The organism is Variovorax sp. Soil_C_26 (assembly GCF_057657075.1).
In genome coordinates, this window is the sequence record NZ_JBDGJC010000004.1 from 87,151 (window position 1) to 105,409 (window position 18,259).

Below are 18,259 nucleotides of genomic sequence, written 5' to 3' on the forward strand. Positions count from 1 at the left end.
GCGCTCCCCGGTGCACCGCGACACCCGCCCCATCCCTTCAGTCCACCGCCCCTGACCCACTTCCTCAGCGCACGAGCCCGCCGCGCTCGCCCGGCGTCAGCGCCTGCTTCTGCGCGGCCGTGAGCGTGCCGGCGCCGAGCACCTGCACCACGCCCTCGGGGTCGTAGCTCGCGCGCGCATCGCGTGCGGGCGGCGTGTTGCTGCTGCTGCCACCGCCCTCCCCCGCGCCGCCCTCGCCGACTTGGCCGCCGAAGCCCAGCACGCGCACGGTGAACACCGACGGCAGCGCCTGGCGCTGCGCGGTGCGGTCGCGCTGCACCGCCTCCTGCGCGGCGGTGGCGGCCTGCGAGGCCGCGGCGCTGGCGTTGGAGAGTGCGCCCACGTTCACCGCGGCCACCACCGGAATGCCGGTGGACTCGCCCTGCACCTGGATGTTCTCGGCGTTCACCACGCGCAGCGCCGCCAGGTTCACGTTGCCCGAGACGCGGATGCCCGCCTCGCCGGCGTCGATGGTGCCCAGCGGCGCGATCAGGTCGATGTCGCCCGGCGGCACCTCGGGCACCGGGTTCAGCGTGGCGATGCCCGCGCCGGTGTTGGGCGTGTTCGGCGACAGCGTCACGCCGCCCAGGTCGTCGTACACGCGCCGCTGGGGCGTGTAGACCACGGTCGACTTGGAACCGCGGCCCGCGTTGATGTCGCCGCCCGCCGACCACGCGAGGATGTTGCCGCCGAAGGTGGTGAAGACGCGGCTCTGGCCCAGCAGGATGCTGCCGTTCGAGAAGATCTCGATGTCGCCCGTGCCCTGTGTGAGCACGCCCGAGCCTTCGCCCGGCACGAAGCCGCCGTCCACGCCCACCAGCGTGCGCCCGCCGGGCACCATCACACGGATGTCGCCGCCGAAGTCGGTGTGGATGCCGGCGTCCTGCACCTCGTAGTGCGGCACGTCGTAGGAGGGGCGGCCGAGCGCGATCCATTCGGCCTCGGTGAGGTAATTCACGCCGGGCTTCGGCCGTGTGGTCGGGATCGCGGTCACCGTGTCCTCGAAGTAGCGCGCGCTGCTGAACATCGTCAGGTCGCCCTGGTAGTCGATGGCCTTGCCTTCGGCGTCGTGCGTGGGGAACAGTGTGGCGATGGCTTCGCGCCCGCGCAGGTAGCTGCCCTCGCGCGGGCCGCCCGCGGCGTTGTACTCGCGGCCGGCGGCCTTGAGCTCGGCGTAGTACACCGGGCGCAGGAAGGCGCGCTGCTGCTCGGCCGGCAGCGCGGCGAAGAAGCCGCGCGCGTCCATCGTCGCGGCGTCGAAGCGCAGTCCCAGGCCGTTGCGCTTGCCATCGCCGAAGCGCTCCTCGAGCCAGTTGACCAGGTGCAGCTGGCTGCGCTGGCCGTACTCGCGCTGCAGGTCGCGCGCCGGCGCGGCGTTGCCCGAAGCGCCTGCGCGTGCGCGGTCGATCTCGGCCTGCTTGCCGGCAAGGTAGGCCGCCGCACCGGCTTCGTCGCCGCCGTAGCCGAACTCCGCCTGCAGCCATTGCGCGAGCGTGAGGCGCCCGCCGTACACCGCCACGGCCTTGCCGGGCTGGTCGGCCAGCGGCCGGCCCGTTTCGGCCAGGTTGGCTGCGTCGAGGTAGCGCGCGGCGAAGGCCGAGAAGTCGAGCCCCCTCGCGCCCACGCCCGCGGCCACCGCGATGCCCGCGCCGCTGCTGCGCTCGCCAGGCGCGCCGTTCACGACGGCACCGATGCTCTTGAGCTCGCCCTTGTCGGCCAGGTACACGTCGCGCCCGGCCGTCACTTCGAGCAGGCCGGGGCCGGCGACGTAGAAGCTGCTGTGGCGCACGTCGCGCCCGGCCGACACCACCGACACGTCGTCGGGGTCGTTGTGCACGATCAGGTTGCCGCGCGCGCTGCCGAATTCGACCGCGATCGGCTTCAGCGGTGCGCCGGCATCGGCGCGGTTGACCTGCGTGGTCCAGCCGAGCGCGCCGACCGGAACCTCTTCGTACTCGCCCAGGCCGGTGCCCGCGTTGACGACGTCGCGCCCCGCGCGCAGCGCGACCGGGCCGCCGCCTTCGTACCAGGTCGGCTCCTCGCCGGCCGAGCCGCCGCTGGCGCCGCGGCCGCGGTAGACGATGGCGCCCGTGCGCACGCCGATCAAATCGCCTTCGAGCGCGTAGAAGCGCGCCGGCTGCCGGCCGGGCACGCTGTAGCCCGACGCGCCCGACGGCGCGAGGCTGAAGAGCGGATAGACCTGGTTGTCTTCGCCTGGCCGGAAGGGCGAGAGGAACACCGACGGCGCGAGCGCATCGGGGCTCACGTTGCTGAGTTTGCGCATGCCGAACCAGACCTGCTCGAGGCTGCCGCTGAAGCCCGGATTGAACGGGGTCGGCAGCGCGGTAGGGTCGGCGCCCGACGCTGTGAAGCTGTAGCCGCCGGCATAGATCGAATCGCCCGCCATGAGCTCGAAGCCGCCCGTGCCCGTGCCGGTGAACTGCGGCCCCGCCGGCGGCGGTGCCAGCACCACGCCGGTGCCCGGCTGCACCGGCTTGTTGCTGCCGTCCATGGCGCCGGTGATCGCGTTGCCGTAGTAGAGGCTGCCGCTCGCCGCAACCGCGCGGAACATCGACGGCACGACGAAGCGGCCGTCGGTCGGCTGCGCGTCGCTGCGGGTACGGTAGCCGGCGATGGCGCTCGACGGCGCGAGGTTGCCGCCGGCACTGAACAGGTCGATGCCGCTGGCCGGCGTCCACAACGAGAACCAGCTGTAGCCGTCGCCCGGGCGCTGCTCGCCTTCGCCCACGAATGGCGTGCCGTTGTTGAATTGCGCCACGCGGCCGGCGTCGGCCACGCCGCCCAGCACCAGGTCGCCGCGCGCGTCGATCTGCACCGCGGCATCGCCGGGCACCAGCATCGGTCCGCCGCCCGCGATCGACGAGGTGGCGGTATAGACCTCGTAGGCGCGCGATTCCTCGGGGTCGGCGCGGTCGAAGCGCAGCTCGAGGCCGCCCACCGATCCGGCCTGCATGCGCAGCGCGCCGCGCAGGTTGACGAAGGTGCTGTTGAGGTCGGGGCGTGCGCCCCGCCAGGTCGTCTGGGGCGTGATGTCGGCGCCGTTCGGGAACGAACGCAGCTCGGCCACCGGATTGAGGCCGCCGCCGATGCGCACGTCGAGATCGCCGCCACCGGTGAGCGTGAGCTGTTGGCCATCGGCCGAGACGCGTCCGCTGCCGCCCACCACCAGGTTGAGGCCGGTGCTGCGCGCGACGAACGTGCCGAGCAGGTCCATGCGCCGGCTCAGCATGCCCGCGTCGCCGCCGGCCTCGAGCACGAGGTTGCCGCCGCCGAGCGTGCCGATGCCGGTGAAGCCCGTCATGAACGGCACGGTGCCGAACAGGTCGTAGGCGGTGCTCGGGCCGGGCACGTAGCTGCCGAAGTTGATCCACCATGCGGTGGGCACGCCTTCGCTGCCGGCCACCGTGCTGCCGGTGCCCTGGCGCCAGAGCCAGTTGCCCACGTCGGCGCTCGCGCCCATCGGGCGGATGACGCCGATGGCGTCGGGGCGCGTCTGGCTGCCCGGCCGGCCGATCAGGTCGCCGCGCACGTCGCCCTGAGCGCGCACCAGTACATTGCCGCCGTGCTCCGGATACCAGGCGCGGTAGAGGCTTTGCGTGCCGCCGTCGACGAAGGGTTCGTACGCCGCGCCGTCGGCACCGAGCACGGTGCCGCCCACCGTGGCGCGCGGCAGGTTGTAGGCCGCGCCCACGCCGCGGGCCTGCGTGCCGGCGGTGTACACGCCATACGGCGAGTTCATCGTGAAGTCGCCGCCCGCGAGCAGGTCGAGGTCGCCGGTACCGGTGCGCAGCACGCTGAAGAGCTGCTGCGTGGCCGGCAGCGGCACGGTCTTCGGCTGCTCGCCCTCGGGCGCCCAGGTCACGAGGTTGCCCAGGCCCCAGTCGTTGATCGCGAGCACCGCCTCTTCGCCGCCCCATTCGTCGAGGTTGATGAGGGTGCCCGGCGCATAGCCGATCTGGTTGAGCGAGTCACCCATCCAATAGAACTGCCCCGGCACGCCCGGCGTCGGCAGCTGCAGCGTGAGGCCGCTGCCCATGCCGTAGTGCGTGTCGGCCAGCAGCAGCTGGCCGTTCGCTTGGCGCGCACGCAGCGCGCGCGTGTCGGCCGCGCCGGTGTCGGCACCGGCCACGAGCCGCATCGACCACGACTGCGAGCCTTCGGCCAGCATCGGCGCGATCGCCAGGTTGCGGCCCTGGTCGCCGGCGGCATCGGCCGGGCGCAGGTTGACGAAGTCGACGCCGTCCGGCAGCAGCACCAAGGTCTCGGCGGGCACCACGGCGCCCTTGGCGAGCTTCAGCGAGCCGGCCAGGATCACGCCGTTGGCCGGCGCGTCGGGCACGCCGTCGCCGTTGTAGTCGGGGCTCGGCGTGTCGTTGACGGCACCGATGGGGAACGGCAGCGGCACGCCGGCCGGCCAGGTCATGGCCGCGACGCGCGCGCCGCCGGGCAGGCGATTGCCGGCGTCGAGCTTCATGCCGCTTTGCAGCGTCACGGCCGTGGCCAGCACGGTGCCGGCCGCATGCAGCACGTTGCCCGCCGCATCGCGCACCGCGCCGCCGAGCACCGTGCCCGCGGGCAGCACGAAGTCTTCGGCCAGCGTGGCGGTCGTGGCCAGCACGGTGCCGGCGCGCAGGCTCATGGCCTGCATCGGCAAGGCGTAGTTGAGCGTGCGGCCCGGCTGGAAGAAGGTGCCCTCGGCCAGCTCGGCCATGCCGCCGCGCGGCACCACCAGGTCGCCGCCCCAGGGCACGCGGCCCTTGATGAGCACCCAGCCGCGGTCGCTCGGCGTCGGCTGCAGCACCGAGGTGTCGAAGCCGTCGGTGATGCTGCCGTACACGTTGAGGTTGCCGCCCGCGCGCAGCACCAGCGCGCCCGATTCGCCGGAGCCGTGCACGCCGGTCTGCGGCGTGTGCGGGTTCACGCTGGCATAGCGGTGGCCCGACAGGTCGATGTCGCCGTCGATGTGCAGATCGCCGTCGGGCGTGGCGCTCGCGATCGCGACGCCGGGGCGCAGGTGGAAGGCGTCGCCGTAGGCACGCAGGCCTGCTAGCCGTGCGTTCATGAGGCCGCCGTTGGCGAGCACGTTGGTCATGAAGGCCTGGCTGTCGGCATGCTTGGCGTCGAGGTAGGCCTGGTTCACCACCTGGTAGGGCCGGCCGTCGGCCGCGGCATCGGTGCCGGGCGCGGCGTCCTTGTAGGTCCAGAAACCGTTCACGGTGACGGCGCGTGCGCCGTCGATCTGCAGCGTGCCGCCCGCGTCGATCGCGATGTCGTTGCCGCGCGCGCCGCCCAGCCGCTGGGCACTGAGTTCGACCGTGCCCAACGACAGCGCCGCGCCGTCGGTGCCCGCGCGCACATCCATGCGCGCGCCGCTCGCGAGCACGAGCCGGCCGCTGCCGGCATCGATCTCGATCACGGCGCGGTTGGGCGCCTCGATCACCTGGCCGTAGCTGTCCAGGCGCAGCACGCGGCTGTGCGCGTCGAGCACCGCCGCGGCGCCGAGCGTGACGCCGTCGCGCGCGGCCAGGCGGATGCTGCCCGCCTGCGCACCGCTCGCGTCCACCGTGCCGTCGACGGCCAGCCGGCCACCGTCGACCGAGACGCTGATCTCGCGCGCCTTGAGTTCGTCGCCCAGCACCAGGTCGCCCTGCTTGAGCTGGAAGCTGCGGCGGCCGACGACACCGCCTTCGGTGAGGCGCCGGTTCAGGCCCGCGAAGTCGTCGATGTGCTGGCCGCGGATGTCGGCGCCGCCGGCTGCGTAGGGCACGCGCGTGCCGCCCGCGTCGTACACGCCGCTGCTCGCACCGGCGATGGCGCCGTCGAGCGCGACCGTGCCCGCGCCTTCGCTCAGTGCCAGCACCGTGAGCTTGCCCGCGCGGTTGTGCTCGGCCGAAAGGTCGATGCGCGAGCCCGCCGCCTGGCGCACGTCGCCGCCGTGGCTTTCGAGGATCGCGTCGCCGCCCCAGCTGTACTTGGGCACGTCGAAGAAGTCGATCCGGCGGCCCGCCAGGTCGAGCTGCGCGCCGTCTTCGAGGCGCAGGTCACCCCCGGCCGAGGCCGTGAGCTTGCCGCTCGGCAGCGCGATGCGGCTGTCGAGCGTGAGGCGACCACCGGCGGCGAGGCCGATCTCCGCGCCGAGCGCCTCGGCGAGCGCCTGCCCTGCGAGCGCGGGTGCCGCCATGCCGCCCGGCGCGGCGAGCACGATGTCGCTGCCCGCCTTGATCCTGTTCACCGAGCCGGCCTGGCCGGTGAGCAGCGGCGTCTCTATGCGCAGGTTGCCGCCGCTGAACGCGTATCCCTTCGAGGCATCGTCCCAGGCGCCTTGCGACTGGTACACCGAGAGCGAGCCCGTGTGGTTGGCCGTGACGCGCTCGCTGGCATTGAACACCACGTCCTTGAAGCCGAGCACCAGGCGGTCCACGCCGTGGAGGGTGTCGGGCCGGCTGTTGGGGCCGTAGCCGAACTCGATCTGGTTGGCGTCGATCTGCAACCGGCCGCTGCCTGTGCCCGCGCCGCCCGCGGCCACCAGGCCCGGCGGCGTGGCGGCGCCGTTCCACACCAGGATGCCGGTGTGGATGCGCGCCACCGCATCGGCACCGCCCGCGCCGTAGAGCGCCGGCGCGCCGAGCACCAGCCGCTCGAGCGACGAGCGGCCGGTCGCGGGGTCGATGGTCGAGAGCGTGATCGAATCGTGGAAGTTGACCGCGTCGCGCGCGGTGAGCACCAGGTTCTCGAGCGCGGGCGCGCCGTTCGCGGTGTCGCCGCGCAGCAGCCGGTCGAGGATGTCCTGGTTCAGCGTGAGGCCCGGCGGCAGTGCGTTGCGCGCGGCCGCAGCGGCCAGTGCGGCGTCGCTGCCAACGTTGATGCCGCCCACCGACAGCACGAGGTTGCGCGTGCCGTAGCGCGCGCCTTCGCGCAGTTCGAAGCTCTGGTCGGTGGAAGCGGCCAGCGTGCCCTCGGAATAGAGCTGCGTCGTGCCGTGGCAGAGCGAGCCGGTGGCGCAGACGCCGATGTCGATGCGCCCCGCGCCCGCGTCGGGCGAGGTGCTGAATTCCGGCGCCAGCAGGTCGAGCCAGCCATTGGACACCGCCAGCACGCTGACCGTGCCCGGCGCATAGACGAAGCCGTCGCGCGAATCCCAGGCCGCACGGCCGCGGCCCAGCGTGTTGATGCCCGCGCCCTGCTCGACGACGATGCCGCCGGTCTTGGTGTTGGTGACGAGGTAGACCTCGCCGGCACGCAGCACTGCACCCTCGCGCAGCACGATGCTGCTGGCGCCGGTGAGAAAGCGCGCGATGTTGGCGCGCTGCGAGCTGCCGGTGTGGTCGATGTAAGAGACGCTCGGCAGCGCGCCGATGCCCAGGCGCGGCGCACCGATCGCGTTGAGCGCGCCGGCATGCACCGAGACGCCCGCGAAGTCGGGCGTGGGTGCGGCGCCGTCGGCCAGCACTTCGTAGCTCTGCCCATAGCCGCCGACCAGCAGCGCACTGCCGCCGAAACCGCCCGCGGCCGGGGCATAGTCGGCCTGGCCGGCGAAGCGCAGCGCGGGCACGTCGCCGATGGTCCCGATCGCGCCGGCGCGGCTGGGCGCGACCAGGTCGAAGCGCAGCATCTTCGCGTCGCGCTCCAGCACCGTGCGCGGCACGCCGTTGCGCTCGGCCATTGCGATGGCAAAGGCGGCGTAGCTGGTCTCGTTGTATTGCGAATAGCTGCGCAGCGTGTCGGCCGGCGTGAGGAACACCTGCGTGGGCAGCGCATCGCGCAGCGCGGTGTGCGCCGTGCCCATTTGCGCGGCGGCCGCGTAGGAGCCGTTGCGCATCGGCACCGTCACGCCCGCAGGCGGCAGGTTGGCCGCGAGGCCGTTGAGCTCGACGCGGAAAGCGCCGGGCAGCAGGGCGAAGGTCGACGGCAGCAGCGTGTAGGTGCCGGCGGGCAGGCCCGGCACGCCCGCGCCGATGGTGATCTGGCGGCCCAGCGCCGGGTCGCCGGCGCCGTGCTCGTTGACCAGCGGCGCGTAGCCTGCCTGCGCGCCGGGCACGATGGCGTACACCGGGTTGGTGGCCAGGCCCGGCAGCGTGAAGCTGCCGCGCGCGCTGGTCTGCACCAGCGGATTCAGGCGCGCGTCGGTCGAGCCGCCGCGCCCCGCGAGGAACGCCGCGCCCGTGAGCTCGCCGCCGCCGCGCAGGTCGAGCACCGCGCCTTGCTGCACGTCCACCGCGTGCGCGGCCAGCGTGACCGACGGGTCGTTGCCCACGCCCTTCCACTCGACGTCCTTGCCGTCGTGCAGGTAGCTCAGCCCATCGAGCGTGCCGCCGTAAGGCATGGTGAGGCCGTTGGCGCTGACCGAGGTGACGCTGCCGGGCAGCAGGTTGACTGCACCCGAGAGCACCGGCACCCCGACCGCGCCGAGCACGATCTCGCCCAGTGGCGCGCGCACCACGCCGCCCTGGTTGATGGTGGCCGCGGCAAAGCTCAGCCGGCCGAACACCGAGTACGGCTGCGCCGGCAGCGCGGCCGCGGGGTCGATGCGTTCGATGTCGAGGCTGCGTGCGGGGTCGAACTCGCGCCCCAGCGTGCCGAACTCGTTGAAGGCACCGCGCTCGCCCACCACGAAGCTGCCGCTGTCGTTCATGGCGGGATAGATTTGCGAGGCCGCGAGCCGCAAGCTGCCGGGCGTGTAGAACGCCGCCGCCTGCGACAGCCGCAGGTCGCCGCGCGTGCGCATCACGATCTGGTCGAAGGCCAGGCGCTCGACCGCGAGCGGATCGCCCGCGTTCTGCACGATGCTGCCGCGCGCGCCGACGTTGAACTGGCCGACGATGTCGATCAGATGCGCATCGAGCGCCAGGCCCGAGTCTTCGGCCACCAGCGGCAGGCCGAGCGCGCCGGCACCGGCGCCGCTGTTGTGCGAGCCGCGCACCGGGTTCGGCATGATCTCGCCCTCTTCCTGGCCGCGCGTGCTGCCCGCGAGCCGGATCGAGGGCGCGGCCAGGCGCACCTGCGCATCGGCGGCGCTGCCTTCGGCCAGGCCGATGGCACTGGCCGCAAGGTGCAGGCTCTGGCCCAGGCGCAGGTCGACGCTGCCGTCGAAGCTCACGAGGCCGTTGGCCAGCAGCGAGAGATTGTCGAAGCCGCCCGCGGCAATGCGGTCCACGCCGATGCGTGCGCGGCCGAAGGCCAGCGCGGCCTCGCGCTCGCCGGGTGCGAGTTCGCCCGAGAGACCGCTGTCGCCCTGCACCTGCGCCAGCACCAGTTCGCGCGGCACGCGCACCGCGTCCTCGACGTTGATGCCCTTCAGGTCCTGCCGGCCGACCGGGCCGTAGTTCGGTGTTTCGAGGTTCAGCGCCAGCGTGCCGCCGGCCGCGCCCGCGCCGCCCGCCGCGGCGCGCATGTCGCCGTCGAGGAACAGCCCGCGGTACGAGCTTAGCGCGATCACGCCGCCGTCGGTGGCCACCTCGCGCACGCCGTAGCCCGGCACGTCGAGCCGTGCGGCCGCGCCCGAGGCATCGAGCCGCGCACCGGGCCGCAGCACCACGAAGGCGTCGGCCGCATCGACCTCGCGTGCGCCGTCGACATGGGCCGCGCCGATCTCGATGCGCCCGCCCTCGCCCACTTGGCCGTAGCTGCGCCCGCGCGCATCGATGGCCGTCGTCGCGCGTCCCGCGGCGTCGAGCACCGCGTCGCCGCCGATCCAGATCGAGGTGGCATTGGCCGTGCCCGACGGCCGGTCTGCGTCGTTGCCGATGCCGAAGCCGCCCGGCAGCACGCCGATGCGGCCGCCCCAGGCATTCAGCGTGCCGTCGATGGTGATCTGCGCATTGCCCGTGAGCGTGAGCGAACGGCCCGGATCGACAGAGATCGTGGCGCCGCGGCCCACCACCAGCGGCGCCTGGCTGTAGACCGAACCCGCGCCGAGCGCCAGGTCGGCGCCCGCGCGCTGCGTGAGCACGCCGGCGAGCGGATCTTCCTGCCACAGCGGCGGCAGCCACGGCTGCAGCACGGCCGATGGATCGGCGCCGGTGGCCGTGGCCAGGGCCGCTGCCGGGTCGGCACGCAGCACGGGCATGGCCACATCGACGCGTGCGCCGGCGGCCACCTGCACGCCCTGCTGCGCGCTGACCGCGTAACGCGAAAAGCCGCTGCGGAACAGGTCGTCGTCGAGCACCAGCAGCGGCTTGACCGCCACGTCGGCCGGCAGACGGTTGCCGGCCAGCAGCAGTGCGCCCTCGCCGAGCACCACGTCGCGCGGGAACGGCGTGCCCGCTGCTACGGTGGCGGTGTAGTCGGCCACGGGCATGCCGTTCGGAAAGACATCGGCGGGCACCACGTAGCCCGGCGCCATCGTGCCGCTGATGTTGACCAGCTCGGTGCCCGCCGGCACGGTGCTGCCGCTCGGGTAGAGACTGCCGTTCTTGCCGTGGACGTAGACGTATTCCCAGGCCACGGTCGCGGCCGGCACCACCCAGGCGGCCGGCAGCGTGTAGCTGCGCGTGGCGGTGAACATCGGCGCCACCTTCAGGGCCTCGCCCGGCGCCACGGTGTTGGCGATGTAGCTGAAGTCCGTGGGCAGCGCGGTGCCCGCGGGAACGGTGAAGGCCTCGGCCAGCGTGAGGTGCACCGGCACCGCCTCGCCCGCCGTGAGCCGGCCCGCATGCGCGAGCACGCCGCCACCGATGGCCACGCCGATGCCGGTGTCGATCGTCAGCGTGCCGCCGCCCTTGACGCCGTGGCCGCGCAGCGTGCCGTCCAGCAGCAGCGCGCCCGCGCCGCGGCCGGTGCTGTCGTACTGGTTCGAGCGCAGCGTGATGTCGCCGCCGCGTCCGCCCTGCAGCGCACCGTTGGCCATCAGCGCGGCGCCCGACGAGGTGTCGATCACCGAGCCGGCATGCAGCCGCAGGTCGCCGGTGCTGGCGATCGAAACGCTGCCGCCGTTCACGTAGGGCAGGCCGCCGATGTCGGCCGGCTCGGTGCGCAGGTTGGTCCACAGGCCGCGCGTGTCGAGCTTGGTGCCGCCGGCCAGCGTGACGCCTGCCGTGTAGCCTTCGGGCGGCGCCGCGGCGATCGGCTGGTCGATCCAGTTGGTGGTGCTGCCGGTCTGCAGCCGGCCGACCATGTTGCCGAGCGCAATGCTGCCGCCGCGTGCCGTCAGGTCGGCATTCACGTCGACCTGCGTGGCATGCAGCGCAATGCTGCCGCCGGGCGCCACCGTCACGTCGGCGTCGACGCTTATGCCGCCTGTGGCATAAGCCTTGAAACCGCCCAGGCGCAGGTCGCTGAGCCAGCCCGCCTCGATGCCGATCTTGCCGTCGAGCTCGGCGGGCAGCGCGTCGTCGAGCTGCAGGTCCTGCGCGATGCGCTGCACCGCGCCGATGTCGATGCGCTCGGCCATCGCCTGCGGGCTGTCGCGCAGCGCGCCGGTGGCGGCATCGACCGCCGGCTGCAGCCGGCCGATGACGAGCTGGCCCGCGCGTGGCGCCGCGTTCTGCGACTGCCGGTAGCCGTCGAGCCCCGCGTCGGGCGCATTGCGCTGCCGCTCGCCCTGGAAAGCCGTGGCCTCGATGTGGCCTTCGAGCACCGCCGAGCGCGTGCCGACGATCACGCGGCCCGCGTCGCGGCCCACGGTGTAGCCGTTCTCGAGCCGCTCGCGCGGCGCGATCAACGGGTTGTAGAAGAAATCGGTGGTGTTCTTGCCCCAGCGTTCATGCGGGCTCTCGAAGCCGCGGTACACGCCGTCGTAGAGCATGTCGCCCGGCGCACTCGACAGGTTGTAGAGCCGGCCGTCACGGCCCTTGAGCCAGCTCTGCTTGAGCATGCCGGTCTGCACGTCGAGCGAGCCGCCCGAGACGTTGATGGCCGAGCCCGTGCGCGTCACCAGCTCGCCGCCGCCGAAGGCCACGGTGCCGCCCGAGGCGGCCCATTCGCCGATGCCGTGGCCGTCGGTGTTGAGGTAGCCGCTCACCTCGAGCAACCCGCCGCCGGTGTACCAGCGGTCGGTCGCATGGCCCTGGGTGCCGGCCGGCACGCGCACCAGGTAGCGGCGGTCGATCCAGAGGTTGGCGTTGTTGAGGTTCTTGCTATCGCGGTTGCCGGGCGCGTCGCGCTGCTCGTTGCCCTGCACGTTGACCTCGACATTGTTCGACGCCATGGCCACGCGCACGCCCACCGCACCCGCCACGTCGATCGCCGCGCGCTCGGCCAGCTGCACGCGGCGCGCCGCGGTCACGTTGACCTGGCCGCCGGTGGCGAGCGTCATCGAGTCGGCCTCGAAGGCCACGTCGCCGCTGGAGGCGATCTGCACCAGCGACTGGTCGCGCCGGTTGTAGGCGCCGTCCGAAAGGATGGCCGACTCCTTCAGCAGCGTGTCGCGCTGCACGTCGAGCGCCGTCGCGTTGCTGTCGTCGAGCAGCACCGCGCTGACGCTGCCCGGCGCGAGCGTGACGCGCGCGTCGGCATCGCCGGCCGCGTTCAGGTGCAGCGTGCCGCGCGTGTTGACGCTGGTGCTCGACACCAGCACGCCGGCCTGCTCGACGCTGTGGCCGGTCAGCGTGATGTCGCCCGTGAGCGCCTGGATCAGCCCGCTGTTCGACACCCGGCCGGCCGCGCTGCCCTCGACGCGCGCCGGGGTCACCTCGTTGCCGCGCGTGCTCGATTGCAGGTTGCCGTCGGTGCCCAGCCCCTTGCGGATCACGAAGCTGTCGCCGGCCGCCAGCGTGGCCTGCCCGGCCGGCGTGACGATGGCGCCGCGGTTGTGCACCTCGCGGCCGGCCAGCAGCACGTAGCCGCCACCCTCGGTGACCGACTGCGGCTTGCGCGTCTCGATGCGCGCGCCCGCCTCCACCACCACGTCGGCCGTGGCCGCGCCGTGGGACGAGTCAGTGGGAGTGACCACGAGGTCGTTGGCGAGCGTGGGCACATGGCCCGTGCCCAGCGCCTGGCTGTAGATGCCGCGCTGGAACTGCGCGTCGGTCATGCCCACGGCCGAGGCCAGCAGGTTGCGCGTGTTCACCTGGCTGCTGCCGCTGAACACGATGCCGTTGCGGTTGACCACCATCACCGTGCCGTCGGCCTGGATCTGCCCCTGGATCTGCGACGGCCGTGCCTGCGGATCGTTCACGCGGTTGAGCACGGCCCAGCTCGGCTGCTGCTCGAACCGGAGCGTGGTGTTGCGCCCGACGTTGAAGCTTTCCCAGTTCAGCACCGCGCGCTCGCCGGTCTGCGTGACGGTGACCTGCGTGCGCCCGCCCTCCTGCGTCTGCACCGGTGCATTCGCGTTGGCCCAGCCGGCCGTGAGGCTGTTCGTGTCGACGCGCAGTCCGCCTTCGGCCATGCCGTCGGGCACGCCGCCGCCGGCCGCGAGCGCCGCGCGGCGGGCGGCTTCCTGTGCGGCCTGCTGCGCCGCGATGGTGCGCGCCGTGAGGTTGAGGTTGCCGATGGAACGCTGCAGCTGCTCGTTGGCGCGCTGCTGCTGCGCCTGCGGGCTGGTGAGCATGGAGGCCGGCATGCCGTTGGGCAGGCGGCCGGTGGCGATGGCGGCGCTCTGCGCCATGTTCTTCTGCGCCATCCAGGCGCCGCTGAAGGCCTGCTGCGCCTGGGCATCGAAGGAAGCCGCCGCGCCCGCGGCCAGCATCAGCGCGATCGCGTGGACCATGGGAGTGAGCCGGGCCTTCGGAACGAAGGCAAAGGGCAAGGCGAGGGACGACGGATTCGTGCGCGAGCGACGGGCCACCGTGCTGCGGGTGCTGCTGCTGCGTTGCATGCGGACTTCCAGGGGTTCGTGTTTCATTGCTGCTGTTCGATCGCTGCCACGAAGCGCACCCGGAAATCGGCCGGCCCGTGGTCTACCGATCTATGACAGCGGCACCCGGGCGCGACTGCACCATGTCACGAAATCTTCATGCACGCGGCGCTCACGCGTTCGCAGGCAGGCCCAGCAGCACGATGCCGCCCGGCAGCTGCGTGAGCTCGGCGCCATACACGTCGCGCACGAGGAACGCCACGTCGTCGAGCCGGTCGATCGAGAAGCTCGCCTGCACCCGGCTGCGGCCCAGCGCTTCGCTCGTGAGCACGAGCCGGCCGCGCCGGTAGCGGTTGACTTCGGCCACCACCTCGGCGAGCGGCACCTCGTTGAATACCAGCTGCCTGCGCCGCCATGCGCTGACGGGCGCCGTGTCCACCGGCGCGGGCCTGCCCAGGCCGGCGGCGCCGTAGCGCAGCTGCCGCCCTTCGCCGAGGCGCACCTGCTGCGTGCCGCGCGCCACCTCGACCTGGCCCGCCAGGCAGGTGACGCAGACCTCGCCGTCGAGGTGGCGGATGTTGAAGCGCGCGCGCAGCGCCGACACCCTGCCCTGTGCGGCCGCCACGGTGACGCGCGCCGCGCCCGAGGCGCCGGCCAGCACCTCGGCCTCGCCGGCCAGCAGCTCGATGAGATCGCCGCCCTCGCCCGTGCCGCTGCCGGCGCGCTGCACGTTGACGCGCGTCTGCGTGTTCAGCTGCAGCACCGTGCCGCCGCCCATGGCCACCTCGCGCTGCTCGCCGGTGCCGGTGCGGTAGTCGGCGCCCCATTCGGTGGCCGGCGCCCACAGCCCGAGCGGTGGCGAGACCGCAAGGTACGCGACCGACGCCGCGACCGCGCCCCCGAGCAGCGCCCGCCGTCCCGCGACGGGCATGCGCGCATCGGCCTTGCTGCGTTGTTGTTGCTGCTGTTCGTGCCGGCGCACGCGCAGCGCTGCCGGCGCCATGGCCTGCCAGACCTCGCGCGCCTGAACGAAGGCGTTGGCATGCGCGCGGCTCTGCGCGCACCAGCGGCGAAAGGCTTGTGCGTCCTCGTCCGTCACCTGGTGCGAGCCCAGCCGCACGACCCAGGCCTGCGCTTCGCGTTGAAGGTGCGTGGCGTTCATGGGGTCGGTCTCCGCGGATGATTCTTTGGGTCGTTCAGCTGCCATCACGCTTAGACTGTTTTCCCGCGCCGGGACCGAAGCGCTGGATGAAATCTCTTCCCAATCGCTCGCAGCAATGCGCCAGCCCGGCGCGCAATTCCTTCTCGACCGTGCGCGCCGACACGCCGTAGCGCGCCGCGATGTCCTTGTGCGGCATCTCGTCCACGCGCGCGGCCAGCACGATCGCGCGGCGACGCCGCGGCAGCTCGGCCAGCGCGCGCTCCAGCGCCTCGAGCTCGTTGCGCGCCTCGGCGCCGCGCGCGGGGTCGGCCATCTCGTCGACCATGTCGTGCAGCGCATCGACCTCGCCGACGCTCAGCAACCGTGAATTGCGCTTGCGCTGGTCTTCCGCCACGTTGAGCGCGATGCGGAACAGGTAGGCCGAGGGATAGCGCACCGCCGTGCGCACGTTGCTGGTCTCCACGCGCAGGTAGGCCTCTTGCAGCGCGTCATTGGCCAGGTCTTCGGAGCCGAGCCGGATCTGCAGGTGCTTTCTGAACTGCGCATAGCGCGAGAGGAACAGCGCGCGCAGCGCTGCCTTGATCGAATCGGGCATGGTCGCGGGGGCCTTGCTGCTATTTCTTCAGCGCGCTCGCGCGGCGCGCTCGTAGAGACGACAGTCGCGCGCGGGGTCGGCGCGCGGCGTCAGCAGGATCGTCAGGGGTTGCGCCAGGCCCGGCGGCGGCGGTGCATCGAGCGCCATCGCGCGCAGGCTCGCGAGCACCGCTGCGTCGCGCGGCGCCAGGCCGCTGCCCTGCAGCACGCGCGCGTCGCTCACCGCGCCCGTCGCGTCGATCCACAACTGAAGGCCAAGGCGGTAGCGGCCGAAAGCGTCGGGCTGCGCGATGCAGAGCACGCGCGTGACCGAAGCCTGCAGCACCCCCGCATAGCCGGCCTGCGCGCGGGCGGCTTCGGTGGTTGACGCTGCACTCTCACTTTCAGGTGTCAGGCCTTGCGCGACTTCCCCCTCGTCGCGCGGCGCGATGGGCACGAGCGTGAACGCGTCGGCGCCCGAATAGCGCGCCACCAGGCCGGTGCCGGCCAGCAACTGCTGCAGCGCCTCGCGCGGCGTGAAGTCGCCATGCACCGCGGCAGCCTCGCGGCCGGCCGTGACGCTGCTCGCCACGAGTACCGAGTGGCCCGTGACGCGGCCGAAGACGGAGAGAGAAATCTCGAGCGGCTGGGCCGGCAGGTCGAACCGCATGACCATGCCACCGGCCGAGGCGGCCTGTGCGGCGGCGAGACCTGCACTCACCACCAGCGCCATAACGAGGCACCAGGACAGTGTCAGGGCACTGCCCGATGCGGAAGTACGTGTCATTTAGGGCGCGAGGGTATCTGGGGTGCGTGACTGGAATGTGACGTTTGGTTTGCATGGGGGCGCGCGTGGGGCGCGGCTGGCCGGCAGGCCAGGCGTTGAAGACGCGCAGGACCGCAAGGCTTATCGGCCGGAACCGTACTGCCGTACCAGAATGCGCGTCCCGCTCGCCGGCTCGAATTGCTGCCACGCCAGAACCGCATTCCCCAGCTCATTCATCGCCAGGTCGGGCGTGGCAGCCACTTCGTCGGTGCTTTCCTGAAGCACCGGCATGCCCCAGCCATCTGCCAGCGTGTATCGGGCCGCATGGAGGTCGCTGGTCCCAGCACCATTGGCCTGCGCCCACGCCACCAGCGCGTTGGTCGCGTCGTCCAGGCCCAGTGCAGGCAAGCTCGCCAGCGCCGGTGAAGCGGCCGCCCGCACGACATGGTCCGCGCCAAAAGCGCCCCCTGGTGCCGCCGTCGCAGCCATGAGCGCGTTGTCCAGCCGGCCCCAGCTCACGACCGCCGAGCCGGCCGCGTTCATGCGCAGCACGGGCGTGCTCAACAACGCTTGCGTGGCGACGAACGGTGCACCCACCCGTGCGGTGCCGCTCTGCCACGCGCCTGCCGAGAAGCGCTTGAACCACACGGCGCTCTCCCACTGGTTGCTGCCGCCGGGCAGGTCGGCCTGGCCCCAGGCGAGCAGCGCGCTGCCGGTGGCGTCGACCGCCAGGTCGTGGGCGCCGATGGAGTGCGCGGTGCCGGTGTCCGGCACGAGTTCGATCGAGGTGGCCCAGGTGCCGTTCGCATTGGCGCGGTTGGTCCAGAGCGAGGCGCTGCCGCCGTTTGAGCGCTTCCACACCGCAACCGATTCGCCCGACCCCGCGACCACGACCGCCGGGTCGCCATCCACGCTGCCGACGACCTCGTTGGTCTCGATGAGTGCGGCGGTGCCCCAGCCACCGGCCCAGGTGTAGCGGTTGGCATAGATGCTGAAGCGCGTGGCCGGCCCGATCTGCGACCACACGGCGACGGCGTTGCCGCTGGCGTCGATGCCCACGCTGGCGTTGCCGACGATGCCGGTGCCGGTCTCCAGCAGAGCGGGGCTGCCCCAGCCGCCCGCAGGGTCGACCGGTAGCGCCCACAGGTCGTAGCCCGTCACGGAGCTCAGTTGGGTCCACAGCACGACGGCGCGGCCACTGGGCTTGTCGATGGCGATGCGGATGTCGCGCACGCTGCCGGCGTTGGCCTCGAGGCGCTGCGGCGCGGTCCAGCCGCTCCCGGGCAGGTAGCGGCTGCCCCACAGGCGATCTTCCTGGGGGCTGCCTTCGACCTGGCGCCACACGACCAGCGCACGCCCTTGGGCGTCGATCGCGGTTTTCGGCAGGCTGGCGCCGCCGGCCGACAGCGCCGACGCATCGCCCCAGCCGATCGCCGGCGGCGCGGCCACGAAGGCGGCCGTCACACCGAGCGCTGCGTCCATCCGCACGATGCAGGTGCTGGCGTTGCCGCTGCACGCGCCACCCCAATTGCCGAGTACCTGTCCCGCGGCCGGCGTGGCTGCAAGCACGACCTCGGTACCTGCGCTGAAATCCGCACTGCAGCGATCGGTGCAGTCGATGCCCGCGGGCTGCGATCCGACGCGGCCGTTGCCGGTGATGTCGACCTCCAGGCGATGGGCCACCGCCACCGGCGGGGGTGCGGGCGGGAGGATGCCGAAGGGCGGCAGCGCGCCGCCGCCCGATCCTCCGCCACCGCCACAGGCGGCCAACAGGGCCAGCGCTCCTCCCCACACCATCCACCGTCCGCAACTGCTCGTCTTCGTCATGTCCGTGTTCTCCTCAAAGGCCGGATCGTAGAGACGGCTCCGTGTGCGGCCCATAGCACCTTGGGGCACATGCCCGAAGGTGCTATGGGCCGGCGCAAGGTGTCCCGATAGGCTTCCGGCATGACCTCTGCCAGAG

Annotated in this window: 5 protein-coding genes; all 5 read right to left on the minus strand. The window is 72.6% G+C overall.

Annotated features, from left to right (window positions below):
- Window positions 1–64: 64 nt before the first annotated feature.
- Window positions 65–13,816 (minus strand): filamentous haemagglutinin family protein, encoded by a 13,752-nt coding sequence (locus AC3A6G_RS13185; RefSeq protein ID WP_487873838.1) that lies wholly within the window; start codon window positions 13,814–13,816, stop codon window positions 65–67.
- 151 nt (window positions 13,817–13,967) lie between these two features.
- Window positions 13,968–14,957: a FecR family protein gene (locus tag AC3A6G_RS13190; protein WP_487873839.1), complete on the minus strand. Its 990-nt coding sequence runs from the start codon at window positions 14,955–14,957 to the stop codon at window positions 13,968–13,970.
- 34 nt (window positions 14,958–14,991) lie between these two features.
- Window positions 14,992–15,552, minus strand: a complete 561-nt coding sequence (locus tag AC3A6G_RS13195) for an RNA polymerase sigma factor (RefSeq protein WP_487860463.1) — start codon at window positions 15,550–15,552, stop codon at window positions 14,992–14,994.
- 27 nt (window positions 15,553–15,579) lie between these two features.
- Window positions 15,580–16,251, minus strand: a complete 672-nt coding sequence (locus AC3A6G_RS13200) for a TonB family protein (protein WP_487873840.1) — start codon at window positions 16,249–16,251, stop codon at window positions 15,580–15,582.
- Window positions 16,252–16,437: 186 nt separating this feature from the next.
- Window positions 16,438–18,123 (minus strand): InlB B-repeat-containing protein, encoded by a 1,686-nt coding sequence (locus AC3A6G_RS13205; RefSeq protein ID WP_487873841.1) that lies wholly within the window; start codon window positions 18,121–18,123, stop codon window positions 16,438–16,440.
- Window positions 18,124–18,259: the final 136 nt, after the last annotated feature.

Excerpts from the sequence above, each read along its gene's own strand:
- AC3A6G_RS13185 (WP_487873838.1), bottom strand. The coding sequence starts at position 13,816 with ATGCAACGCAGCAGCAGCACCCGCAGCACGGTGGCCCGTCGCTCGCGC.
- AC3A6G_RS13190 (WP_487873839.1), bottom strand. The coding sequence starts at position 14,957 with ATGAACGCCACGCACCTTCAACGCGAAGCGCAGGCCTGGGTCGTGCGG.
- AC3A6G_RS13195 (WP_487860463.1), bottom strand. The coding sequence starts at position 15,552 with ATGCCCGATTCGATCAAGGCAGCGCTGCGCGCGCTGTTCCTCTCGCGC.
- AC3A6G_RS13205 (WP_487873841.1), bottom strand. The coding sequence starts at position 18,123 with ATGACGAAGACGAGCAGTTGCGGACGGTGGATGGTGTGGGGAGGAGCG.